General features: G+C 74.6%; 22 protein-coding genes. 14 read left to right on the top strand and 8 right to left on the bottom strand.

What is annotated here, in order from left to right; translation table 11 throughout:
* Positions 1-390, bottom strand: a complete 390-nt coding sequence (locus ACFWJB_RS19790; RefSeq protein ID WP_386923662.1) for an FMN-binding protein — start codon at positions 388-390, stop codon at positions 1-3.
* Positions 391-421: 31 nt separating this feature from the next.
* Positions 422-1,771, bottom strand: a complete 1,350-nt coding sequence (locus tag ACFWJB_RS19785; protein WP_386923660.1) for a ferric reductase-like transmembrane domain-containing protein — start codon at positions 1,769-1,771, stop codon at positions 422-424.
* A gap of 123 nt (positions 1,772-1,894) precedes the next feature.
* Between ACFWJB_RS19785 and ACFWJB_RS19780 the strand changes: the two genes are divergently transcribed.
* Together ACFWJB_RS19780 and ACFWJB_RS19775 are read left to right on the top strand one after the other, a co-directional pair.
* The gene (locus ACFWJB_RS19780) at positions 1,895-2,602 is read left to right on the top strand and encodes a response regulator transcription factor (protein ID WP_386923658.1); all 708 of its coding nucleotides are present in this window, start codon (positions 1,895-1,897) and stop codon (positions 2,600-2,602) included.
* Positions 2,599-4,029, top strand: a complete 1,431-nt coding sequence (locus ACFWJB_RS19775) for an ATP-binding protein (protein ID WP_385463675.1) — start codon at positions 2,599-2,601, stop codon at positions 4,027-4,029. Before ACFWJB_RS19780 ends, ACFWJB_RS19775 begins: the two co-directional genes overlap by 4 nt.
* Before the next feature lie 9 nt (positions 4,030-4,038).
* Here ACFWJB_RS19775 and msrB read toward each other — a convergent pair whose 3' ends face one another.
* The 4 genes from msrB to ACFWJB_RS19755 all read right to left on the bottom strand — a co-directional run bounded on the left by msrB (position 4,039) and on the right by ACFWJB_RS19755 (position 7,392).
* Complete coding sequence (gene msrB / locus ACFWJB_RS19770; RefSeq protein ID WP_385463671.1) at positions 4,039-4,446, bottom strand: peptide-methionine (R)-S-oxide reductase MsrB; 408 nt, start codon at positions 4,444-4,446, stop codon at positions 4,039-4,041.
* A 14-nt stretch (positions 4,447-4,460) separates the two neighbouring features.
* Complete coding sequence (murC, locus tag ACFWJB_RS19765) at positions 4,461-5,855, bottom strand: UDP-N-acetylmuramate--L-alanine ligase (protein ID WP_385463668.1); 1,395 nt, start codon at positions 5,853-5,855, stop codon at positions 4,461-4,463.
* Between the two features lie 74 nt (positions 5,856-5,929).
* Positions 5,930-6,403 (bottom strand): indole-3-glycerol phosphate synthase, encoded by a 474-nt coding sequence (locus ACFWJB_RS19760; protein ID WP_385463666.1) that lies wholly within the window; start codon positions 6,401-6,403, stop codon positions 5,930-5,932.
* Positions 6,404-6,606: 203 nt separating this feature from the next.
* On the bottom strand, positions 6,607-7,392 hold the full coding sequence (locus tag ACFWJB_RS19755; protein WP_386923655.1) for a pyrimidine reductase family protein: 786 nt from the start codon (positions 7,390-7,392) through the stop codon (positions 6,607-6,609).
* Positions 7,393-7,564: 172 nt separating this feature from the next.
* Here ACFWJB_RS19755 and zapE point away from each other — a divergent pair, with 172 nt between their 5' ends.
* The 11 genes from zapE to ACFWJB_RS19700 all read left to right on the top strand — a co-directional run bounded on the left by zapE (position 7,565) and on the right by ACFWJB_RS19700 (position 19,484).
* The gene (gene zapE, locus ACFWJB_RS19750) at positions 7,565-8,686 is read left to right on the top strand and encodes a cell division protein ZapE (RefSeq protein WP_386923653.1); all 1,122 of its coding nucleotides are present in this window, start codon (positions 7,565-7,567) and stop codon (positions 8,684-8,686) included.
* A gap of 282 nt (positions 8,687-8,968) precedes the next feature.
* Positions 8,969-9,262, top strand: a complete 294-nt coding sequence (locus ACFWJB_RS19745; RefSeq protein ID WP_385463657.1) for a hypothetical protein — start codon at positions 8,969-8,971, stop codon at positions 9,260-9,262.
* A 75-nt stretch (positions 9,263-9,337) separates the two neighbouring features.
* Positions 9,338-9,919: a carbonic anhydrase gene (locus ACFWJB_RS19740; RefSeq protein ID WP_385463654.1), complete on the top strand. Its 582-nt coding sequence runs from the start codon at positions 9,338-9,340 to the stop codon at positions 9,917-9,919.
* Positions 9,920-9,927: 8 nt separating this feature from the next.
* The gene (locus ACFWJB_RS19735; RefSeq protein WP_386923650.1) at positions 9,928-11,406 is read left to right on the top strand and encodes a SulP family inorganic anion transporter; all 1,479 of its coding nucleotides are present in this window, start codon (positions 9,928-9,930) and stop codon (positions 11,404-11,406) included.
* Between the two features lie 132 nt (positions 11,407-11,538).
* Complete coding sequence (locus ACFWJB_RS19730) at positions 11,539-12,354, top strand: slipin family protein (RefSeq protein ID WP_386923648.1); 816 nt, start codon at positions 11,539-11,541, stop codon at positions 12,352-12,354.
* 99 nt (positions 12,355-12,453) lie between these two features.
* Positions 12,454-13,821, top strand: coding sequence for a PhoX family protein (locus ACFWJB_RS19725; RefSeq protein ID WP_386923646.1), 1,368 nt, complete (start codon positions 12,454-12,456; stop codon positions 13,819-13,821).
* Between the two features lie 55 nt (positions 13,822-13,876).
* Entirely contained in the window at positions 13,877-15,400 is a 1,524-nt protein-coding gene (locus tag ACFWJB_RS19720; RefSeq protein WP_386923644.1) for an FAD-dependent oxidoreductase, read from the top strand.
* Positions 15,401-15,485: 85 nt separating this feature from the next.
* Complete coding sequence (locus tag ACFWJB_RS19715; RefSeq protein WP_386923642.1) at positions 15,486-16,352, top strand: polysaccharide deacetylase family protein; 867 nt, start codon at positions 15,486-15,488, stop codon at positions 16,350-16,352.
* A gap of 68 nt (positions 16,353-16,420) precedes the next feature.
* Positions 16,421-17,140 carry a peptidyl-tRNA hydrolase gene (locus tag ACFWJB_RS19710; protein ID WP_386923640.1) on the top strand — a complete coding sequence of 240 codons (720 nt, stop codon included), beginning with the start codon at positions 16,421-16,423 and terminating at the stop codon, positions 17,138-17,140.
* A 124-nt stretch (positions 17,141-17,264) separates the two neighbouring features.
* Positions 17,265-18,578, top strand: a complete 1,314-nt coding sequence (locus tag ACFWJB_RS19705; protein WP_386923638.1) for a DUF692 domain-containing protein — start codon at positions 17,265-17,267, stop codon at positions 18,576-18,578.
* A 108-nt stretch (positions 18,579-18,686) separates the two neighbouring features.
* Positions 18,687-19,484 (top strand): TIGR04222 domain-containing membrane protein, encoded by a 798-nt coding sequence (locus ACFWJB_RS19700; protein WP_385463632.1) that lies wholly within the window; start codon positions 18,687-18,689, stop codon positions 19,482-19,484.
* 62 nt (positions 19,485-19,546) lie between these two features.
* Here the strand turns inward: ACFWJB_RS19700 and hemQ are convergent, their stop codons facing one another.
* Entirely contained in the window at positions 19,547-20,278 is a 732-nt protein-coding gene (gene hemQ, locus ACFWJB_RS19695; protein ID WP_385463630.1) for a hydrogen peroxide-dependent heme synthase, read from the bottom strand.
* 4 nt (positions 20,279-20,282) lie between these two features.
* On the bottom strand, positions 20,283-21,761 hold the full coding sequence (hemG, locus tag ACFWJB_RS19690; protein WP_386923635.1) for a protoporphyrinogen oxidase: 1,479 nt from the start codon (positions 21,759-21,761) through the stop codon (positions 20,283-20,285).
* Positions 21,762-21,926: 165 nt separating this feature from the next.
* Here hemG and ACFWJB_RS19685 point away from each other — a divergent pair, with 165 nt between their 5' ends.
* Positions 21,927-22,907, top strand: a complete 981-nt coding sequence (locus tag ACFWJB_RS19685) for a DUF4349 domain-containing protein (RefSeq protein WP_385463625.1) — start codon at positions 21,927-21,929, stop codon at positions 22,905-22,907.
* Positions 22,908-22,913: the final 6 nt, after the last annotated feature.

Below are 22,913 nucleotides of genomic sequence, written 5' to 3'. Positions count from 1 at the left end.
TCAGGCGCCCCGGGCGTCGAGGGCGGCCTGGAGGGACTCCTTGTAGCCGTCGCTGGTGACGGTGGCTCCGGAGACGGTGTCGATGTCGGCGCTCTGCGCCTCGAGGGTCTCCTCGATCAACCGGGGCACCGCGGCCTCGGTCTGCGGGTGGCCGGGCTGCCGGAGCATGCGTACGGCGGTGATCCGGTTGCCCCGGAAGGTCACCTCCACCTGGACGGGGCCCTTCTCGGTGTCGACGGTGGTGCCCGCGACGACGTCCGCGCCGACCGGGGGGACCGAGGCGGGCGCCGGGGCGTCCGCGACCGGGGCGGTGTCGTGCGAGGGGGCGTAGCGCCAGACCGGGACGAGGCCGGCGACGCTGAGGACGAGGACGGGCAGTGCGCGCTTCACGGTGTCGGTGTTCCTCTCGTGCCGGTCCGGCTCATCCGGCCAGGCTGAAGCGTTCGGCGTGGATCTGCGGCCCGGGCACGCTCAGTTCGCGCAGGGTGCGCAGGACCGCGGCCGTCATGCCGGGCGGTCCGCAGACGTAGACGTCCCGGTCGGCGACGTCGGGCACGAGTGCGGCGAGGTCGCGCGGGCCGAGCCGGTCGGGGACGGCGGGCCCGGTCACCAGGTGCAGTTCGGCGCCCCTGGCGTGGGCGAGGTCGCGCAGTTCGGCGTGGAGGACGGCGTCGCGGTGGGTGGCCACCCGGTACACGAGCACGGCGTGGCCGGGCAGTTCCTCCAGCAGGGCCCGGATCGGGGTGATGCCGACGCCTCCGGCGATCAGCAGGGTGTCCGGGCGGGTGCGGTGCAGGGTGGTGAAGGCGCCGTAGGGGCCCTCGGCGAAGACGCGGGTACCGGGAGCGAGCCGGCGCAGGGCGGCGGTGCCCTCGCCGGCCGTCTTGACGGTGAGCCGCAGTTGCCGGCCGTCGGGCGCCATGGACAGGGAGAACGGGTTGGCCTGCCACCAGCGGTCCCGGGTCAGGAACCGCCACAGGAAGAACTGCCCGGCCCGGGCGGGCAGCCGGTCGAGGTCGCGGCCGGTGATGTGGACGGAGACCACGTCGTCGTTCTCGGGCACGACGGCCGCGACCCGCAGCCGGTGGCGCAGGTTCCGCCGCAGCGGCAGCAGCAGCCGGCCGGCCAGGACCGAGCCGAGCGCACCGCCCCACAGCGTGTACCAGTAGGCCGTCGCGGCGGGCGACGAGGTGAAGGCGGCGCCGGCGGCGACCTGGTGGGTGAAGGCCAGCACCACCGCGACGTAGGTGTACAGGTGGACGAAGTGCCAGGTCTCGTACGCCAGCCGGCGCCGGGCGGCGCGGGCGGAGACGGCGCCGACCACCACGAGCAGCGCGAGGGCGACGAGGGCGCGCAGTACGCCCTCCACGGTCTCGGCGAGGTCGACGAGTTGGCTCACCGGGTCCGTGCCGGCGGGCCCGGCGTAGCCGGAGGTGATGAACACGACGTGGGCGAGCAGCGTCCACAGGACGGCGAAGCCGGTCCAGCGGTGCCAGGAGGTCAGCCGGTCCATGCCGATGCGCCGGTCGAACCACGGCAGCCGGGCCACCAGGACGAGTTGGAAGGCCATGAGCAGGGCGCCGTACAGGCCGGTGAGGCGGCCGAGGGCGAGGAGGGCGCCGCCGGCGAAACCCTCCCGGGCGAACAGGACGGCCACGACGGCCGCGTTGACGGCGAGGATCGCGTACAGACCGGTGCGGGCCACGGCCTGGGGACGGAGGGCCGGCGCGGGGGCCGGCCGGCGGTGGGGGGTGCTCGGGACGGTGGTCACGCACCGAGCTTCACCCGCCCGGCCTGTCGTTTTCCTGTCGGCCGGCTTTCAACTGCTTATCGATCCCGGGACGGTGGCCCCCGCGGTGTGGGGCGCGGGCGGCCGGTGGCGCAGGATGAGCGGGTGGAAAAAGTACGGCTCCTCGTGGTGGACGACGCCCCGCCCATCGCCGATCTCGTCGCCACCGTCGCCCGCTACGAGGGCTGGGAGGCGGTCACGGCGAACTCCGGTGAACAGGCGCTGCGGCTGGCCGCCGGGTTCCGCCCGGACATCGTGGTGCTCGACCTGATGCTCCCGGACCTCGACGGCTTCTCCGTCCTGGACCGGCTGCGCGGCTCGGGCACGATGGTGCCGGTGGTGTTCCTGACGGCGCGCGACGGCGTGGCCGACCGGGTGGCGGGGCTGACCCGGGGCGGCGACGACTACCTGGTCAAGCCGTTCGCCGTGGAGGAGCTGATGGCCCGGCTGCGGACCGTGCTGCGGCGCAGCGCCGGACCCGGCTTCCAGCGGTCGGTGCTGCGGGCGGCGGATCTGACGATGGACGAGGACACGCGCGAGGTGTGCCGTGGCGGGCGGCGGCTGTCGCTGACCCCGACCGAGTACGAGGTGCTGCGCTATCTGCTGCGCAAGTCGCCGACGGTGCTGACCAAGGCGCAGATCCTCGACCACGTCTGGGAGTACGGCTTCGGCGGCAGGTCCAACGTCGTGGAGCTCGTCGTCAGCCGGCTGCGCCGCAAGCTGGACGACGCCGCCGGCGGCGCCGGCGACGCCGAGCCGCTGATCCGGACCGTGCGGGGCTTCGGGTACGTGATCCGGCAGGCGCCCCGGTGACCCGGCGGCTGTGGCACGCCTACCGCGGGCTGCGCCTGGGGACCCGTCTGGCGCTGGGGCTGGGCGCCCTGTCCCTGGTGGTGTTCGCGGTGGTCGGCACGGCGCTGACCGCGTACATGCGGGACTACCTGGAACGGCAGCTCGCCGACCAGGTGCAGCTGGTGCAGGTCGTGCAGTCCAAAGACGCCGCGGCGCACGGCACGGTGGAGCGCCAGCCCTACTACGGCTGGTACACGGCCGTCTACGACGTCTCCGGCGGCTCGCCCCGGCTGCGCAGGCCCGCCGACGTGCCCTCGGACACCGGCCCCCTGACGTCGCTGGCCGGGGCGATGGCGCGCAGCGGCACGGAGCTGACCCGCACCGTGCGGATCGACGGGCACGGCCCCTACCTCCTGCGGGCGTGCGCGGTCGGGCCCGGCGTGGTGCTGGTCAGCGCCGCGCCCCTGGGGGACGTCGAGGACACCGTGGATCAGCTGATCACGGTGCAGGTCGTCGCCTTCGGTCTGGCACTGCTGGCGCTGGTGGGGTTCGGGCGGCGGATGCTGCGGCGCGGTCTGAAGCCGCTGAGCGACATGGCGAGCACGGCGCACGGCATCGCCTCGCACGATCTGACGGAGTCGGCGGCACGGCTGCCGCTGCGGGCGGACGGGCGGGACGGCGGCCCCGAGGTGGCGGAGCTGCGGACCGCGTTCAACACGATGCTGGAGCACATCGACGACTCGCTGGCGGTGCGCGCCGAGGCCGAGCGGCGGCTGCGCCGGTTCGTCGCGGACGCCTCGCACGAGCTGCGCACCCCGCTGATGTCCGTACGGGGCTACGCGGACCTCTTCCAGTACGCGGCGGCCAACGAGCCCGGCGAGCGGGAACGGCACCTGGCCCGGCTGCGTGCCGAGGCGGCCCGGATGGGCGTGCTCCTGGACGACCTGCTGCTGCTCGCCCGGCTGGACGCGGACGAGGCCGAGGCGCCGCTGCGGTGGGAGGACGCGGATCTGACGGACCTGGTGCGGCAGGCGGCCGACGCCTTCCGCGCGGGGCATCCGGAGCATCCGCTGACGGTGCGGACCGGGCCCGCGGTGGAGCTGCGGCTCGACCCGCAGCGGATCCGGCAGGTCCTCGACAACCTGCTCACCAACGCGGCCGTGCACACGCCCCCGGGCACGGAGGTCACGGTGACGGTGTCCGTGACGGCCGGCGCGGCCCGGATCGGCGTGGCCGACACGGGACCGGGCATCCCGGCCGCCGACCGGCTGCGCGTCTTCGACCGGTTCTACCGCGTCGACAAGGCCCGCAGCCGCGACCGCGGCGGCAGCGGGCTCGGACTCGCCGTGGCCTCCTCGCTGGTGCGGGCGCACGGCGGCACGCTCGCGCTGGGCGGCGGGCCGGGCGTGACGGAGTTCACCGTGACGCTTCCGGCCGCCGCCCGCTGACCTGCCGGCTCAGCCCTCGACGGGCTCCAGCCGCAGCGCGATGCTGTTGATGCAGTACCGCTGGTCGGTCGGGGTCGGATAGCCCTCGCCCTCGAAGACGTGACCGAGGTGGGAGCCGCAGCGGGCGCAGCGCACCTCCGTGCGCACCATCCCGTGCGACCGGTCCTCGATCAGCTCGACCGCGTCGGTGTCCTTCGGGTCGAAGAAGGACGGCCAGCCGCAGTGCGAGGCGAACTTCGTCCGCGAGGTGAACAGCTCGGCGCCGCAGGCACGGCACGAGTAGACGCCCTCGGTCTTGGTGTCCGTGTACTCACCGGTGAAGGCGGGTTCCGTGGCGGCCTGGCGCAGGACGGCGTACTCGGCCGGGGCCAGTTCCGCGCGCCACTGCTCGTCCGGCTTCTCGACGTCGTACGCCATGTGTACTCAGCCCCTCACTTGCCCGTGTCCAACTGTTCCAGGATGCGCGGTCCGAGGTCGGTGACGTCGCCCGCGCCCATGGTGAGAACGAGATCACCGGCCTTCGCCATTCCCGCGACGGCCGCGGGCGCGCCCTCCTTGTCGTGGACCGGGGTGACGTCCGCGCCCGCCGCCCGCGCGGCCTCGATGATCAGCTCGCTGGTGACCCCGGGGATCGGGTCCTCGCGGGCGGGATAGATGTCGAGGACCACCGACGCGTCGGCCAGGGCGAGCGCCTGGCCCATCTCCTTGCCGAGCTCCTGGGTGCGGGAGAACAGGTGCGGCTGGAACAGGACCAGGATGCGGGCGTCGCCGACCGCGGCGCGCATGGCCTCCAGGTCGGCCGTCATCTCGGTGGGGTGGTGCGCGTAGGAGTCGACGACCTGCACACCGGCCGCCTCGCCCTTGAGCTGCAGGCGCCGCTTGACGCCGGTGTAGGCGGCCAGGGCGGGGGCCAGCTCGGCGGCGGGGATGCCCAGGGCGACGCCCGCGGCGAGGGCGGCGACCGCGTTGTGGGCGTAGTGGCGGCCCGGGACGGAGACCCCGAAGGTCAGCTCGGTGCCGTCCATCAGCACGGTGACCTCGCTCTTCAGGCCCTGCGGGACGACCGACAGGATGCGGACGTCGGCGTCCTCGGACTCCCCGTACGTCACCGTCCGCACCGAACCGGCCAGCCGGCGCGTCAGCTCGCGCGCGCCCTCGTGGTCGGCGGCGATCACCAGCGTGCCGCCGGGGACGATCTTCCCGGCGAAGGTCTCGAAGGACTCGTAGATCTCGTCCATCGAGGCGTAGTTGGCGTGGTGGTCGAGCTCGACGTTGAGGACGATGGCGACCTCGGGCGCGTACTTGTGGAAGCTGCGGTCGCTCTCGTCCGCCTCCGCGACGAAGATCTCGCCGTCGCCGTGGAGGGCGTTGGACCCGGGCGCGTCCAGGTCGCCGCCGATCGCGTACGACGGGGCGCGGCCCAGCGCGGACAGGGAGACCGCGAGCATGGAGGTGGTCGTGGTCTTGCCGTGGGTGCCGGCCACCGCGATCGGGCGGAGCCCGTCCATCAGGGCGGCGAGGGCGTCGGAGCGGTGCACGACCGGGATCCCGAGGGCGGCCGCGCGGGCCAGCTCCGGGTTGTCCGCGCGGATCGCCGACGACACGACGACGCAGCTCGCGTCGTCGGCGAGGTGCTCCGCCGCGTGCCCGATGTGCACGGTCGCGCCGAGCGCGCGCAGTGCCTCGGCGGTCGCGGAGTCCTTGGCGTCGCTGCCCGCCACCGCGGCCCCGCGCTGGGCGAGGATCTTCGCGATGCCCGACATTCCGGCGCCGCCGATGCCGATGAAGTGCGGTCGGTCCATGGCGGTAGGAAGGCCGGGTGCCATGCGCTGTTCTCCCCAGAGGTGCGGTGCGTACTGGTGGGCGCGCCCCCGGCGCGGGGCCCGGGCGCGGCCCCAGCCTAAGCCTTGCTGTGGGAGAACAGTTTCAGGACCGGTACGCCGACCTTGTGCCGGGCCCGTGAGGCCCAGTCCCGGTGGAAGAACTCCTCCACGTAGTGCGGGTCGGTGAGGACGATCACCTCGTCGGCGCCGGTCTCCTGGACGAGCGACCTGAGCGCGTCCAGCGGCTGCGCCTCGACCAGGCTGCCCACGGCCTCGGCGCCGGACGCGCGCAGGGCGGTGAGGGACACCTCCAGCGCCCGCTGCCCGACGCTCAGCGCCTCCTTCCCCTCGGGGGTCTCGCCCTCGCGGACCGCGTCGTCGAGTTCGCCGAGGGCGACGTCGTCGATGGCCCGCAGCAGCCGGTCGGCCTGGTCGCCGCGCGGCTGGAGCAGCACGTGGAAGGCGACCGGTTCGTCCCCGTGCAAGGTGGTGACGAACTCCACGTCGGCGGACGTCAGGGCCTTCTCGATCATCAAAACGCTTGTGAACACCAAACGCCCCTTCTCCTTCTGGGGCCCGTGGGCCCACCCTCCGCAGGTGTGCCGAACCCTGCGGAAACCATCCTGCCCCGTGATCGCACGGGTACTGCCGGATTCAGTGTGCCCGGCCCGGACTGAGCGGAACGAGTGATTCCATACGGGGTCGCCGACGTCGTACCGGGGCCGGCCCGCTGTCCGGGTGACGTCGCCGCGGCTCAGTCGCGCCGGTACCGGCTGAAGAGGAAACCTTCCTCCTCGAGCAGGGACGCCAGGGTGTAGTGCCGCGGCAGGTCGACCGAGGGGCCGCCCGCGATCCGCTGCGCGTCGCCCGCGGTGAGCATCGGGGAGACGGTCAGGCACAGCTCGTCGAGGACGCCGGCCGCGACGAACTGCCCCAGCAGCCGCGGGCCGCCCTCGGTCAGCAGCCGGGTGTGGCCGAGTTCGGCGAGCGCGCGGACGGCACGGGCGGGGTCCACGCCGACGCCGTCGCCGGCGACCACCACCCGGGCGCCGGCCCTCTCGGCGGCCGCGACGCGGTCGGGGGCCGCCGCCGCGCCGGTGAGGATCAGGGTGCGCACCAGCGGCGAGGTGAACAGCGGCAGGGAGAAGTCCAGCTCCAGGCTCGCGCTGACCACGGCGATCACCGGCGCCGGGCCCTGTCCGGCCGCCCGCCGCAGCTCCGCGAACTCCGCACGCGCGCGTGCGGGCCGGTACCCCTCCTGGCGTACGGTCTCGGCGCCGGCGATCACGACGTCCGCGAGGGCCCGCAGGGTGCCGAAGATCCGCATGTCGGCCGCGCTGGAGATGGGCTGGGAGCGGCCGTCGTGCTGGGCGGCACCGTCCAGGGTGGAGACCATGTTGGCCCGCAGCCAGCCACCCGGCCGGGCGTCCGGCCCGGGGTACGCGTAGGCGGCCGCCAGCTCGGCGAGGCTCCACTCCCGGTCGCCCCCGGCGGTCTCGCCCTCTGCTGTCGGATCGGTCACAGGGAACAGACGTCGCATACCGAGCAGTCTTCCACGCCCCGCCCCCGCCCCTGCCACACAGCCGCGGGCAGTCGTGGCGCCGGGGCGGCACGGGTGGGCGCGGCGGCACCCCGCGAGCCCCGGGCCGCCCGACCCACCCCGCCCGCCGCCCCGCCGGGCCACCGTCGGACAGGCCCTACCATTGACCCCCGTGTCGTCCTCCTCCGCCGCCCCCGGTTCCGCCCCCTCCGGCCCCGCCCCGATAGCCGGGGCGACCCCGCTGTCCCTGTGCGCCCGCGAGCCGCACGTCCCGGCGGACCGCCTGGTCGCCGAGATGGTGCCGCCCCCGCGCTTCGACTCGGTCCGTTTCAGCACGTACATCCCGGACCCGAACCAGCCCACCCAGAGCGAGGCCGTCCAGGTCCTGGAGGGCTTCGCCACCGGTCTCGGCGAAGCCCCCGGCGCGGCCACCGGCAGGCGCGGCTTCTTCGGCCTCGGCCGGAGCAGGGCCCCCAAGCCCCCCGCCGGCCCTCGCGGCGTCTACCTCGACGGCGGCTACGGCGTCGGCAAGACCCACCTGCTGGCGTCCCTGTGGCACGCCACCCCCGCCGACCCCTCCCGCAAGGCCTTCGGCACCTTCGTCGAGCTGACCAACCTGGTCGGCGCCCTCGGCTTCCAGCAGACCGTGCAGACCCTCTCCGGGCACCGTCTCCTGTGCATCGACGAGTTCGAGCTCGACGACCCGGGCGACACCGTCCTCGTCTCCAGCCTGCTCGCCCGGCTGGTGGAGGCCGGCGTGGCGCTCGCCGCCACCTCCAACACGCTGCCGGGCAAGCTCGGCGAGGGCCGCTTCGCGGCGGCCGACTTCCTGCGTGAGATCCAGGGCCTGTCCGCCCACTTCCGCGCCCTGCGCATCGACGGCGAGGACTACCGTCACCGCGGCCTGCCCGAGGCACCGGCGCCCTACTCCGACGAGCAGGTGACCCGCGCGGCGCAGGAGACGGACGGCGCCTCCCTGGACGAGTTCCCGGCGCTCCTCGACCACCTCGCCCGCGTCCACCCGAGCCGCTACGGCGCCCTGACCGACGGCGTCTCGGCCGTGTGCCTCACCGGCGTCCGGCCGGTGCCGGACCAGTCGACCGCGCTGCGCCTGGTCGTCCTCGCGGACCGGCTCTACGACCGCGAGGTGCCCGTGCTGGCCTCGGGGCTGCCCTTCGACCGGCTGTTCAGCGAGGAGATGCTGAAGGGCGGCTACCGCAAGAAGTACTTCCGGGCGATCTCCCGGCTCACCGCCCTGGCCCGGGACGCCGCGCGGTTCGTCGACGCCCGCTGACGCACCGCCCGTTTTCCGCCGACCGACCTCGATTTTCAGGCTCTCTCCGGCTCGTAACGCCCCGTTAACCCTGCAAACGACTCCGCAGGGTTAACGTGTTTCTTGACCAATCTTTGACCTGACGCCGGTGTGCACACGAGGCCCGAACTGTCGGTAGGGGGGCGCATGTTACGAGGTAGGACGACCTGGGCCCTGTTCCCGCTCCTCACTGCCCTCCTGCTCGCCCTCCCGTTGTTCGCACCGGCACCGTCCTTCGCATCCGCGCACACGGATCGTGATGCCGTGGCCCAGGCCCAGTCGGCCTCCACGGGACTCACCCTCGCCGGCACGGCGCTGCGCGACGAGACCGTCACCTGTCACGAGCCCGGCCGCTCCGGGAACACGCACGGCCCGGTGCGCGTCCGCGACCGGCACCGCGCCACCGCGGCCCCCGAGCCCGAGGCCCCCGGACACCCGCTGTCGGCACGGCGCGTCGCCGCCGCCCCCGAGCGGGTCCTGCCCGGCCATGCGCACGAACGCCGCTCGAGATCCGCCCCGGACCGCTCCCCCGCGGCCCTCCAGGTCTTCCGCTGCTGAGCGACGGAGCACCCCCCACTCCGTCCACGCCCGTCCGACGCGCCCCCACCGCGCGCCAGGAGGAATGACCGCATCATGCAGCCCCTCATCGACAACGCCCGCACGTTCGGCCAGCGCCCTGAGGAGTTCGCCGGGCACGCCGAAGGCCAGTCGCCCGAAGTCCTGTTCATCACCTGCTCCGACTCCCGGGTCGTACCGGCCCTGATCACCGGCGCCCGGCCGGGCCAGCTCTTCGAGCTGCGCACCGCGGGCAACATCGTCCCGCCCTACGGTGCGGAACGCCCCAGCGGCGAGGCGGCCACCATCGAGTACGCCGTCGAGGTGCTGGGCGTCACGGACGTCGTCGTCTGCGGCCACTCGCACTGCGGCGCCGTCGGCGCGCTGGTGCGCGGCGACGACCTGACCGCCGTACCCGCCGTGCGCGACTGGCTGGCCCAGACCGCGGACGAGCCGAAGCCCTGCGACCCCGCCGACCCCACGGTCGCGGGCGCCGTGCAGCACCACGTCCTGGCCCAGTTGCTGCGGCTGCGCTCCTACCCGTGCGTCGAGCGGCGGCTGGCCGAGGGCCGGCTGCGCCTGCGCGGCTGGTACTACGAGGTCCACACCGGGGCCGTGCGGCAGCACCGGGCGGACACCGACGCGTTCGAGACCCTGTGAGCGGCGCCGTGAACGCGATATCAAGGTTCCCGCACTGGCGGCAGGACCTCACCGCCTCGCTCGTCGTGTTCCTGGTCGCCCTCCCGCTGTGCGTGGGCGTCGCCGTCGCCTCCGGCGTCCCGGCCGAACTCGGCCTCGTCACCGGGATCGTGGGCGGCCTGGTCACCGGATTCCTGCCGGGCAGCAGCCTCCAGGTCTCGGGCCCGGCCGCCGGTCTCACCGTGCTGGTCCTCGGCGCGGTCGACACCTACGGACTGCCCGCGCTCGGCGTGATCGTGCTGGCCACCGGACTGCTCCAGCTCGCGATGGGCGCCCTCGGGCTGGGGCGCTGGTTCCGGGCGATCTCCCTGTCGGTCGTCGAGGGCATGCTGGCCGGCATCGGCCTCGTGCTCATCGCCGGCCAGCTCTACTCGGCGGCCGGGCTGGAGGCGCCCGCCTCCGGCCTCGGCAAGATCGCCGGGCTGCCCGGGGCCGCCGCCGACGTGCTGGGCAGCACCGAGGCGCTCACCTCGCTGGCGCTCGGCGCGGGCACCGTCGCGGTGATGGTGCTGTGGAAGCGGCTGCCGGAGCGGGCGCGGGCGGTGCCGGGCGCGCTGGCGGCCGTCGTCCTGGCCACCGCGGTCACCGCGGCGTCCGGCCTGCCGGTCGCGACGGTCGAGGTGAGCGGCCTGCTGGACTCCGTCCAGCCGCCCGGCGCCGACGCCTTCGGCGGGCTGGCGGACGTGGGCCTCCTCGGCACGATCGTCGCCTTCACCCTGATCGCCTCGGCGGAGAGCCTGTTCAGCGCCGCCGCGGTGGACCGGCTGCACAACGGCCCGCGCACCGAGTACGACAAGGAACTCATGGCGCAGGGCGCGGGCAACTCCGTGTGCGGCCTGCTCGGCGCGCTGCCGATGACCGCGGTCATCGTGCGCAGTTCCGCCAACGTCGGCGCGGGCGCCCGGACCAAGGCGTCCCGGGTGCTGCACGGCGTGTGGCTGCTGCTGTTCGCCGCGCTGCTGCCGTCCGCGCTGGCGCTGATCCCGCTGCCCGCGCTGGCCGGCATCCTGGTGCACGCGGGCTGGAAGCTGATCCCGTTCCGCGGCATCGTGTCGCTGTGGCGCGGGCACCGCGGCGAGGCGCTCATCCTGGTCGTCACGGCCGTGTCGATCGTCGCGGTGAACATGTTCGAGGGCGTGCTGATCGGCCTGGCCCTGTCCGTGGCCAAGACCGCCTGGGAGGCCTCGCACCTCAAGCTGGAGATCGTCGACAAGGGCGCGGGCCCCGTCCAGGCGCATCTGTCGGGGAACGCGACCTTCCTGCGGCTGCCGAAACTGCTGGAGAGCCTGGAGGCGCTCCCGCAGGACCGCCCGGTCGAGCTGGACCTGTCCGGGCTGCACCACCTCGACCACGCCTGCCGCACCGCGCTGGAGAACTGGGCCGAGCGGCACAGCGCGATCGGCACGGACCCGGTGAAGGTCACGGAACCGGCCAGGGCCGGGGCGTAACCCGCACCGGGTGCCCGCCCGGTGCTCCCCCGGTGCCCGTCCCGGTCGTGCCCGCAGGCATGGCCGCGGACCGGGCACCGGGCCTATCGTTGCAGGAAGGGATGAACCGGACCTCTGGGCAAGGAGGCCGTCATGCTCCAGGAGCTGCTGACCGCGGTGGCCGCCGTCGGAAGCGCCGGTGTCCTGTACGTCGTCTCGGCGGCGCGGGTCGTCAAGCAGTACGAGCGCGGGGTGGTCTTCCGGCTCGGGCGGCTGGCGGGGGACGTGCGCTCGCCCGGGTTCACCATGGTGGTCCCGTTCGTGGACCGGCTGCACAAGGTGAACCTGCAGATCGTCACGCTGCCGGTGCCGGCCCAGGAGGGCATCACCCGCGACAACGTGACCGTGCGGGTCGACGCCGTCGTCTACTTCAAAGTGGTCGACGCGGCCAGCGCCCTCGTCAAGGTCGAGGACTACCGGTTCGCCGTCTCCCAGATGGCGCAGACCTCGCTGCGGTCCATCATCGGCAAGAGCGAGCTGGACGACCTGCTCTCCGACCGGGAGAAACTCAACCAGGGGCTGGAGCTGATGATCGACAGCCCCGCGGTCGGCTGGGGCGTGCAGATCGACCGGGTCGAGATCAAGGACGTCTCCCTGCCCGACACGATGAAGCGGTCGATGGCGCGGCAGGCCGAGGCGGACCGGGAGCGGCGGGCCCGGATCATCAACGCCGACGCGGAACTCCAGGCGTCGAAGAAGCTCGCCGAGGCGGCGGAGCAGATGTCCGAGCAGCCCTCCGCCCTGCAACTGCGCCTGCTCCAGACGGTGGTGGCCGTCGCCGCGGAGAAGAACTCGACGCTGGTGCTGCCCTTCCCGGTCGAGCTGCTGCGGTTCCTGGAGAGGGCCGCCCAGGACCGGCCCGTCGAGAGGCCCGTGGAGCGACCCGTCGAGCGGCCCGTGGAGCGGTGACGACCGGTGACACGTGCGACACGCGTGGTTCCCGGGACTCCTGGCAAGTGATAGACACGGCGGGGTCACAGTCCTGTCCGCCAGCAGGAAGGTTGCCCCATGTCCGCAACACGACGTCAGGTACTCGCCCGCTCCGGAGCGCTCGGAGCCGGCATCGCCTTCACCGGAGCCCTCTCCGAACTCTTCGCGGGTACCGCCGCCGCTCAGCCCCCGGGCCGCTCCGGCTACGGCCCCCTCGTCCCCGACCCGGACGGTCTGCTCGACCTGCCGAAAGGTTTCCGCTACCAGGTCCTGTCCCGCGAGGGCGACCGGCTGCGCTCCGGCGAGGGCCCGGTCCCGTCCAACCACGACGGCATGTCCGCCTTCCGCGGCGCGCACGGCCGCACCCACCTGGTCCGCAACCACGAGAACCGCGCCAACGGCAGGATCCCCGTCCCCACGGTCGAGGGACTGACGTACGACCCGGCCGGCAAGGGCGGCTGTACGGCGCTCACCCTGGACTCCCGCAACCGCGTCCTGTCCGAGCGGGTGGCGATCGCCGGCACGGCCGTCAACTGCGCGGGCGGGCCCACGCCCTGGAACACCTGGCTGACCTGCGAGGAGACCGAGGACAAGGCGGGCACCAACGGCTACACCAAGGACCACGGCTTCATCTTCGAGGTCGACCCGGCCGACCCGCACCGCACCGGCGCGGTGCCGCTGACCGCCATGGGCCGCTTCCAGCACGAGGCGATCGCCGTGGACCCGCGGCGGGGCGTCGTGTACGAGACGGAGGACGCCTTCGACCGGCCCTTCGGGCTCTTCTACCGCTTCCTGCCCGAGAAGCCGCTGGGCGGCACGGGCTCGCTGCGGGCGGGCGGCCGGCTCCAGGCGATGCGCGTGCCCGGCGTGCCCGACCTGTCCTCGATCCAGGAGACGGGCGCCGAGTTCGACGGCGTCCAGTGGGTCGACGTACCCGACCCGCTGGCCGCCGGGACGCCCATCCGCTTCCAGGACTTCGGCCGGGGCGGCATCACCCACGCGCAGAAGCTGGAGGGCTGCTACTGGGGCGGGCGCTGCGTGTACTTCGTGTCGTCCTTCGCCCACAGCTCCGAGGGGTCGGCGGCCGACCACTACGGCCAGATCTGGCGGTACGACCCGGACCGGCGCCGTCTGACCCTGGTGATCGTCTTCGGTCCGGACACCGACGTCCAGCTCCCCGGCGAGTCCCCGGACAACATCTGCCTGGCGCCCAGCGGCGGCCTCATGGTCTGCGAGGACGGCAACGGCGCCCAGCACGTGTTCGGCGTGACCCGGCGCGGCGAGGTGTACGCGATGGCCCGCGGCCGGCAGAACATCGGTACGGCGGAGGAGCCCGAGTGGGGCGAGTTCGCCGGTGTCACCTTCTCGCCCGACGGCGACACCATGTACGTCAACTGCTACACCCCGGGGACGACCTTCGCGGTGACCGGCCCCTGGCGCGGGTAGCCGGGGGCGCACCGCCCGGTCACTGAAGCCGCGGCGACGGGGTACACGAGGCCGTATGACGGAGAAAGCGCAGGCCGACGGCTCGTACTGGCTTCGGACCGCACCGGGCGGTGCGCCGCGCCCCGCCCTGGCCGAGGACCTCCGCGTCGACGTGGCCGTGATCGGCGCGGGCGTCGCCGGACTGAGCACCGCCCGGGAACTGGCGCGGGCCGGGCGCAGCGTGGCCGTGCTGGAGGCGGGGCGGATCGCGGCCGGCGTCACCGGCCGCACCAGCGCCAAGCTGACCGCCCAGCACTCGCTGGTCTACGACAGGCTGCGCCGCACCCGGGGCCCCGAGGGCGCCCGTCTGTACGCCCGCTCGCAGACCGAGGCGATCGAGCACGCCGCCGAGGTGGCCGCGGAGCTGGGCATCGACTGCGAGTGGGAGACCCGGGACGCGTACACGTACGTCCGCGACGCGGGCCGCGTGGACGAGCTGCGGGCCGAGGCGTCCGCCGCGAAGGAGGCGGGGCTGCCGGCGTCCTTCGTGACGGAGACCGGGTTGCCCTTCCCGGTGGCGGGCGCCGTCCGGGTGACCGGGCAGGCCCAGTTCCACCCGCGCAAGTACCTGCTGGCCCTCGCCGGGGATCTCGAGGCGCGCGGCGGGCGGATCTTCGAGAACACCACCATCCACGGCCTGGACGAGGGCGAGCCGTGCCGCGTGTCGACCGGCACGGGAGCGACGGTCACCGCGCGGGACGTCGTGGTCGCCACCCACTACCCGATCTTCGACCGGGCCCTGCTGTTCGCCCGGCTCTCCCCGCGCCGCGAGCTGGTCGTGGCCGGGAGCATCGAGGCGGACCGCGACGTGGACGGCATGTACATCACGCCGGAGGAGAACACCCGCTCCGTGCGTACGGCGCCGCTGGACGAGGCGGGCCGCCGGCTGCTGATCGTCACCGGGGAGCACTTCACGCCCGGCACCGGCGACACCCGGGAACGCTTCGAGCGCCTGTCCGCCTGGGCCGTCGAGCACTTCCCGGGCGTCGACCTCACCTACTCCTGGGCCACCCAGGACATCGACCCGACGGACACCGTGCCGATGGTGGGCCCGCTGCACCAGGGCGCGCGCCACGCGTACGTCGCGACCGGCTTCGGCGGCTGGGGGCTGAGCGGCGGCATGATGGCGGGCCGGCTGCTGACCGCGCAGATCACCGGCGAGGAGTGCGCGTGGAGCGGGCTGTACGACCCGCGCCGGCTGCGCACGGCGGTGCGTGAGGCGCCGTCCTTCCTCAGGACGCAGGCCGAGGTCGCCCGGCACTTCGTCGGCGACCGGCTGCGTCCCGCGCCGCCGGTGGACGCGCTGCCGCCGGGTGAGGGCGCCGTGGTCCGGGCCGGCGGCGACCGGCTCGCGGTCTACCGGGACGAGGCGGGCGCGCTGCACGCCCTCTCGCCGCGTTGCACCCACCTGGGCTGCCTGGTGAACTTCAACGCGGCGGAGCGCGCCTGGGAGTGCCCCTGCCACGGCTCGCGCTTCGGCACGGACGGCACGGTGATCCAGGGCCCGGCGACCAAGCCGCTGGAGCGGCGGGACATCTGACCCGTCTGACCCGGGAGGGTGACCCCTCGGGTACGACACGACACATAGTCGTACAAACCGAACAACATACTCATACGTTCGTGCGGTGATGACTCTCGTACGACGCACCACCGCACTGTGCGCCGCTGCCGCCGCCTGCGCCGCGCTCGCCGCCTGCGGGGGCACGGAGGCCGGGCGGGCCCCCCGCCCCGCGGCGTCCGCCTCCTCCGCCGGCCCCTCGAAGGCCGCCTCCTCCCGGCCGCCGACCCTCGCCCCCGGTCCGGCGGGCCTCACCCCCGTCTTCGAGCACGGACCGCGGGCCGGCGGCAGGACGGTCGCCCTCACCTTCGACGCCGACATGACCGCGGACGAGGGCCCCCGGGCGGCGGCGGGCGAACGCTTCGACAACCCCCTGCTCATCGCGACTCTGCGGAGGCTGAGGGTGCCCGCCACGGTGTTCATGACCGGGCGGTGGGCCGAGGAGTACCCGGACGAGGCCCGCTCGATCGGCCTGGACCCGCAGTTCGAGATCGCCAACCACTCCTACAGCCACTACGCCTACACGGACGACTGCTACGGCCTGCCGACCGTGTCCCGGGAGCGGATGCGGTCGGACGTGGAGCGTGCGTACGCGGCGTTCGGGAAGGCCGGGGTGCGAAACCCGATGCCCTACTTCCGCTTCCCCGGCGGCTGCTACGACAGGGCCGCCCTCGAGGAACTGACCCCCGCCGGCGTCACGGCCGTGCAGTGGGACGTGGTGAGCGGGGACGCGTTCGCGACGGACGCCGACGCGGTGGCCCGGCAGGTACTGGACGGCGTGCGGCCCGGTTCGGTGGTCGTCATGCACTGCACCCGCAGCGCCGCGCCCGTGACCGAGCGGGCGGTGCGCACGGTCGTGCCCGAACTGCGCGAGCGGGGCTACCGCTTCGTGAAGGTGTCCGAGCTGATCGGCGCCGCGAACGGACGGCGCTGACCGTCCTGCGCCGGGTGACCGCACGGGGGCCGTCCGCTCCCGCGCGGGCGCCTTGGCAGACTGGGGGCGTGAGCAATGAGCCGACGACGCCCGTCCCCGACAGCCCCTTCCGTCCCGAGCCCGGCGACCGCGACCTCGCGCCGCAGTTCGTCCTGCCGCTGGTCGTCCGCATCGAGCGGGCGGCGCCGCCGGCCCGTACGGACGCCCTGGAGACCGCGGCCCGCGCGGTGCTGGTGATGCTCGCCGACGAGCGGTCGGCCGGCGACGGCGCGTGGGCGCAGGCCGTACGCGACTGGCAGGACGCCCGCATCCGCAAGGTGGTGCGGCGGGCGCGCGGCGCCGAGTGGCGGCGGGCCGAGGCGCTGCCCGGCATCACGGTGACCGGCAAGGCGGCCGAGGTTCGGGTCTTCCCGCCGGTCCCGCTGGACGGCTGGCCCAAGGACCTGGCCCGCCTCCAGGTGTCCGGCACCGACCTCGACGACCCGGAGCCCCCGGCCGGCGCCGACCCCTCGGCCCCCGTCCTGTGGCTGAACCCGGACCTCGGCATGTCGGCCGGCAAGGCGATGGCCCAGGCCGGCCACGGTGCCCAGCTCGCCTGGTGGGAGCTGGACGACGCGGAGCGGGCCGCCTGGCGCGACGCGGGGTTCCCGCTGGCGGTGCGCACCGCGGACCCGGACCGCTGGGGCGCCCTCACCGTGAGCGGCCTGCCGGTGGTCCGCGACGCCGGGTTCACGGAGATCGCGCCGGGCTCGTGCACGGTGGTGGCGGACCACCCGGCGCTGCGGTAGGCCCCCTCGCGACGCGCACGCCGGGGCCGCGAACCTCAGATGTTGCTCTGAAGATGCCCGCCCCGCGGTTCGGGCCGGACTCCCCGGGCCATATCCCCGTCGAACCGAGGGGGAGGAACGGACCATGGAGCGACTGGGGACCGGCATCGGATGGCGGCCGGAGATCGCGGACGTCGTGGAGCGCATGCCGGGCATCGACTGGGTCGAGGCCGTGGCCGAGAACCTGTGCCCCGGCCACCTGCCGGAATCCCTGCTGCGGCTGCGCGAGCGGGGCGTCACCGTCGTGCCGCACGGCGTCTCGCTCGGCCTCGGGGGCGCCGAGCGGCCCGAGCCGGGCAGGCTGGCGGCGCTGGCCGAACGGGCGGAGGTGCTGGGCTCCCCGCTGGTCACCGAGCACATCGCGTTCGTCCGGGCCGGCGGTCCGCTGTCCGCCTCCCCGCTCCTGGAGGCGGGGCACCTGCTGCCGGTGCCCCGCACCCGCGACGCCCTCGATGTGCTGTGCGAGAACGTACGCGTCGCCCAGGACGCACTGCCGGTCCCGCTCGCCGTCGAGAACATCGCCGCGCTGATCTCCTGGCCGGGCGAGGAGATGACGGAGGGACAGTTCCTCTACGAGCTGGCCGACCGGACCGGGGTACGGCTGCTCGTCGACGTGGCGAACCTGTACACCAACCACGTCAACCGGGGTGAGGACCCGGCCGAGGCGCTGCGCGAACTGCCGCTGGAGGCCATCGCCTACGTCCATGTCGCGGGCGGCTTCGAGCGCGACGGCGTCTGGCACGACAGCCACGCCCACCCCGTGCCGCGGCCGGTGCTCGACATCCTGACCGACCTCGCCTCACGCGTGGCGCCGCCGGGAGTGCTGCTGGAGCGCGACGAGAACTTCCCCGGGGAGGCCGAGCTGCGGGGCGAGGTCGAGGCGATCCGGTCGGCGGTGGACAAGGGCCGGGCGGAGGCGCCCGGCCCGGTGCCCACCGGCGCGCCTTCCGCGTCGCGGGCCGAGGCGGAGCCGGCCGTCCCCGGCTCCGTCCGGCAGCGTCTCGCCCTCGCCCAGGCCGCGTTGCTGTCCGCGCTGGTCGCCGGCACTCCCGTGCCCGAGGGGTTCGACCGGGTGCGGCTCGGCGTGCAGGCGCGGGCGCTGGCCGGGAAGCGGGCGGACGTCGTCGCGAAGGTCGCGCCGGAACTGCCGGTGATCCTCGGCGCGTCGTACCGGCCCCTCTTCCTGTCGTACGCCCAGGGGCATCCGATGACCGGCGGGTACCGGCGGGACGCGCTCGAGTTCGCCGGACGGCTCCTGGGGGACGGCCGGCCTCAGGACGCCCACGCGCGGCGGGAGTTGCGGGAGTGGTGGCTGGACCGGTCGGGGCCGGCGCCGCGACCGCGGCGGGCCGGGGCCCGGTGGGCCCGCGCGACCCGGCGGGTGCTGCTGCGCCGCTGAGCGGACCACGGCCGATCGGGCAGCGCAACGTCACTCACCTGCGACTTGGCGTCCCGGAATGTGAAAAGGGCATGGCGCCGGCGTAGGACTTTGGCATAGAAGTACGGCATGCTCTGGGTCCTTCTCCTGCTGCCGGCCTGGATCGTCGCCGGCCTGGCGTGCACGCGGCTGTGCCTGGCCGCCGTCCGCGCGGCGGCCACCGACACCGGGACCGCGGGCGGTGACGCGCACGCGCTGACGCTGTACGAGGCGGCGTTCCTGTCCGGCGGCCCCCGGCGGGTCGCCGAACTGACGCTGGTGTCCATGGCGCGCCAGCGTCGCCTGCTGCTCGCCCACACCGGCTGGGCGACGGTCGTCGACCCGCGCGGCCGGGACGAGATGGAGCGGTCGGTCCTCGGGGCCATAGGGCCGCAGGGGCAGTCCCGGATAGCGCCGGTGCGGGCGGCCGCCGCCACCGCGGACGCGGTACGGGGCCTGGCGGACCGGCTGGTCGGCGCGGGCCTCGCCGTGCCGGACGGCGCCCGCAGCATTGCGGCCGGGGTCCGGCGGGTACGGCTCGCCGCACTGACCGTGTGCGCGCTGGGCGCCGCCGCGCTGGCGCTGCCCGTCCCCTCGGACCTGCCGCGCCACCTGATCGCCCTGTGGTTCGCGCTGCCGCTGGTCCTGACCCTGAGTTCCCTGGCGATCGCGCGGATGGAGGTCCACCCGTACTCGCGCTGGGCCTCCCCGGCCGGCCAGCGGCTGCTCGGCACGCTCGCCCGGGAGGCCGACGGCGCGACGGACGAACGCGGGTACCTCACGTCCGTCGCCGTACGCGGCGTCCACGCCATCGGCGAGCCGGACCTGCGGGCGGCCTTCGCGCACCGGGAGGAGTACCTCCGGGAGCACCCGGAGCCGCGGGGCTGAGCCGGAGGGCCGGTACGGCGCGCAGCGGCCCGCCGTACCGGCCCTCCGGCCGCACCGACCGGTCAGGCCAGCCCGGCCACCAGCTCCGCGACGTCCTTGCGGCGGCCCGTGTAGAACGGGATCTCCTCGCGGACGTGCATGCGGGCCTCGGAGCCGCGCAGGTGACGCATGAGGTCGACGATGCGGTGCAGTTCGTCGGCCTCGAAGGCGAGGATCCACTCGTAGTCGCCCAGCGAGAAGGAGGCGACCGTGTTGGCCCGCACGTCCGGGTAGCCGCGGGCCATCTTGCCGTGGTCGGCGAGCATGCGGCGGCGGTCCTCGTCGGGCAGCAGGTACCAGTCGTAGGAGCGCACGAACGGGTAGACGCTGATGTAGTTCCGCGGCGTCTCGTCGGCCAGGAAGGCCGGGATGTGCGAGCGGTTGAACTCGGCGGGGCGGTGCAGCGCCATGTTCGACCAGACCGGCTCCAGCGCGCGGCCGAGCTTCGTGCGGCGGAAGAGGTTGTACGCCTCCTGGAGCTGGTCGGCGGTCTCCGCGTGCCACCAGATCATCAGGTCGGCGTCGGCACGCAGACCTGACAGGTCGTAGGTGCCGCGGATCGTCACGTCCTTGGCGGCGAGCTGGTCGAACAGCTCCTGGACCTCGTCGGCGTACCCGGCACGGTCCTCGGGGAGGGTGTCCTTGAGCTTGAAGACGGACCAGAGGGTGTAGCGGATGACCTCGTTGAGGTCCTTGGCCAGCTTGCCCTTGTTGGGGATCCGCTCGGCGGCGGGGGTGGAGGCGTCGTCACTCATGGTCCTATTCTCCCGCTCCGCCGTGCAGGCTCTGCACCGGGTGGGCCGTGAGCTCCTCCACACCCCGCAGGTCGCCCCGGAGCTGGTCGGCGGCCGCGTAGGCGCTCGCGATGCTCGCCGGGATGCCGACGCCGTCGTAGGCCGCGCCGCACACGGCGAGGCCCGGGACCTGCGCGACGTGGCCGCGGATCCGGGCCACGCGGGCGTGGTGGCCGACGGGGTACTGGGGCAGGCCGTCATGCCAGCGGGTGACGCGCGTGGCGACCGGCGCGGCGGCCAGGCCGGTGGCCTCCTTCAGGTCGTGCCGGGACACGGCGACGAGCCCGTCGTCGTCGCGGCCGAGGATCTCCGTCTCGCCGTACCGGCCGACGGAGGTGCGCAGGACCACCACGTCCGGGTCCTCGTCGTCGATCCAGCCCCACTTGCGGGAGGCGAAGGTGGACGCCTTGATGGTGCGCCCGTCGACCGGCGGCACGAGGAAGCCGCTGCCCTCCGGGAGCACGGCGGCGTCGGCGCGGCGGTAGGCGAGGGTGATCAGGGCCATGGAGGCGTACTCCACCGCGGACAGCTCGGCCGCGGCGGCGGGAGCCTCGGCGCGCAGCAGCTCGGCGGCGGGGCGGGCGGGTACGGCGACGACGACCGCGCCGGCGTGCAGCACCCGGTCGCCGGCGACGATCCGCCAGCCGTCCGGGGCGGTGCGCCGCAGCTCCGTCACGGGCGCCCCGGTGACGATCTCGCCGCCCCGTGCGCGCACCGACTCCGCGACCGCGAGCGGGAGGGTGCCGATGCCGCCGGCGATGCCCATGAACACCGGGCCGCTCGCCGGGGAGGTGGCCGTGCGGCCCTGGAGGGCGCGCACCGCCTCGGTCAGGGAGGTGTGGGTGCGGGCGGCCTCGAAGAGCTGGGGCACGGCCGAGCGCAGCGAGATGCGGTACGCGTCGCCCGCGTAGACCCCGCCCAGCAGCGGCTCGACGAGCCGGTCGACGACCTCGCGGCCCAGGCGCGCCGCCACGTACTCGCCCACCGCCACGTCGTCGCCGACCTCGGTGCGGGGCAGGTCGGCGTCGCGCCCGATGCGGGCGAGGCCCTCCGGCGACAGCACACCGGACAGGGCGGCGGCGGTGCCGGGGACGCCCATGACGTGGCCCTTGGGCATGGGGCGCAGGGCGCCGCGGGTCCACAGGGAGGCCGACGCGGTGGCCGGCGGCTGGAGGCGGTCGGCGAGACCGGCCGCGCGGGCCAGGCCGACGGCCTCGGGGCGGCGGGCCAGCATCGACTCGGCGCCGAGGTCGACGCGTACTCCGGCGATCTCCCCGGGCAGCAGCTTGCCGCCGACGCGGTCCGAGGCCTCCAGCACGGTCACCCGGACCCCGCGCTCCAGCAGCCGGTGGGCGGCGGCCAGTCCGGCGATGCCGGCCCCGATCACGACGACGTGCCCCGTGTCCGCGGGTGCCGTGCCCGCCGGGATCTCGCTTGCGCACATGCCCCCAGCCTCTCAGACCCGGCCGGCCGGGCGACCGCCAGGCCGGGGGCCGGGACGCCCGCCCGCGAGTCCGGACCGTGACCTCTTCGGGACCGTTCCGCGCCGTCGTCCGCTCCGCCTGCGACGTCCTAGGAACAACGATCCACACCGACCCCGGGGGGCCCTGTGCGTACACCACCTTCCCTGCGAGCCGTTCCGGCCGCCGTCCTGCTGGCCGCGGCCCTCGCCCTCACCGGATGCGGTGCCGGCGACGACTCCGGCAGCGCGAGCGACGCCAAGGCGGCCGCCCCGGCCGACGAGGCGCGGGGCGCGGCGGGCGCGGCGGACACGGACCGCTCCGGGGCGCCCGCCGCGGCGAAGGAGGCGCCGAAGGCCGCCGCCGCGAACCACATCATCCGCACCGCCTCCCTGACGGTCCAGGTCGAGGACGTTCCCAAGGCGCTCGAGGGGGCGCGCGCCACGGCCGAGAAGGCGGGCGGCTACGTCGGCGACGAGAGCACCGGCCGGGACGCGGACGGCCACGAGCACACCCGGCTCGTCCTGCGCGTACCCGTCGACGCCTACCAGGACGTCCTGTCCGAACTGGAGGGCGCCGGCAAGCTCCTGGAGCGCGACGCGAAGGCGGAGGACGTCACCGACCAGGTCGTCGACGTGGAGAGCCGCATCGCGTCCCAGCGCGCCAGCGTGGCGCGGGTGCGCGAGCTGATGGACCGCGCCACCCGACTGAGCGACGTGGTGACGCTGGAGGGCGAGCTGAGCTCCCGTCAGGCCGAGCTGGAGGCGCTGCTCGCCCGGCAGGCGTCCCTGAAGGACCGCACCAGCCTGGCCACCGTCACCCTCTCGCTGTCCGAGACGCCGCCGAAGGAGGAGGCCGCCGAGGACGACGATCCGGGGTTCACGGACGCGCTGGCGGGCGGCTGGGACGCGTTCGTGGCGATGCTGCGCTGGGTGGCCGTGGTGTTCGGCGCCGTCCTGCCGTTCGCCGCGGTGGCGGTGCTGCTCGTCCTGCTGTGGCTGCGGGTGGTGCGGCCCCGGCTGCCGCGCCGTTCCGCGGTCCCGCCGGTGACGACGGCGGTCGGACCGCTGCCGACGGCCCCGCCGGTGCCGGGGAACAGGCCCGCCGGGGGGACGGGCGAGCGGGACTGAAGTGCC

Origin of the sequence: Streptomyces sp. NPDC127100 (assembly GCF_042724095.1) — a bacterium.
In the GTDB taxonomy this organism is placed as follows: domain Bacteria; phylum Actinomycetota; class Actinomycetes; order Streptomycetales; family Streptomycetaceae; genus Streptomyces.
The sequence above is the reverse complement of the archived record's forward strand: the minus strand, read 5'-3'. Positions and strand labels throughout refer to the sequence as shown.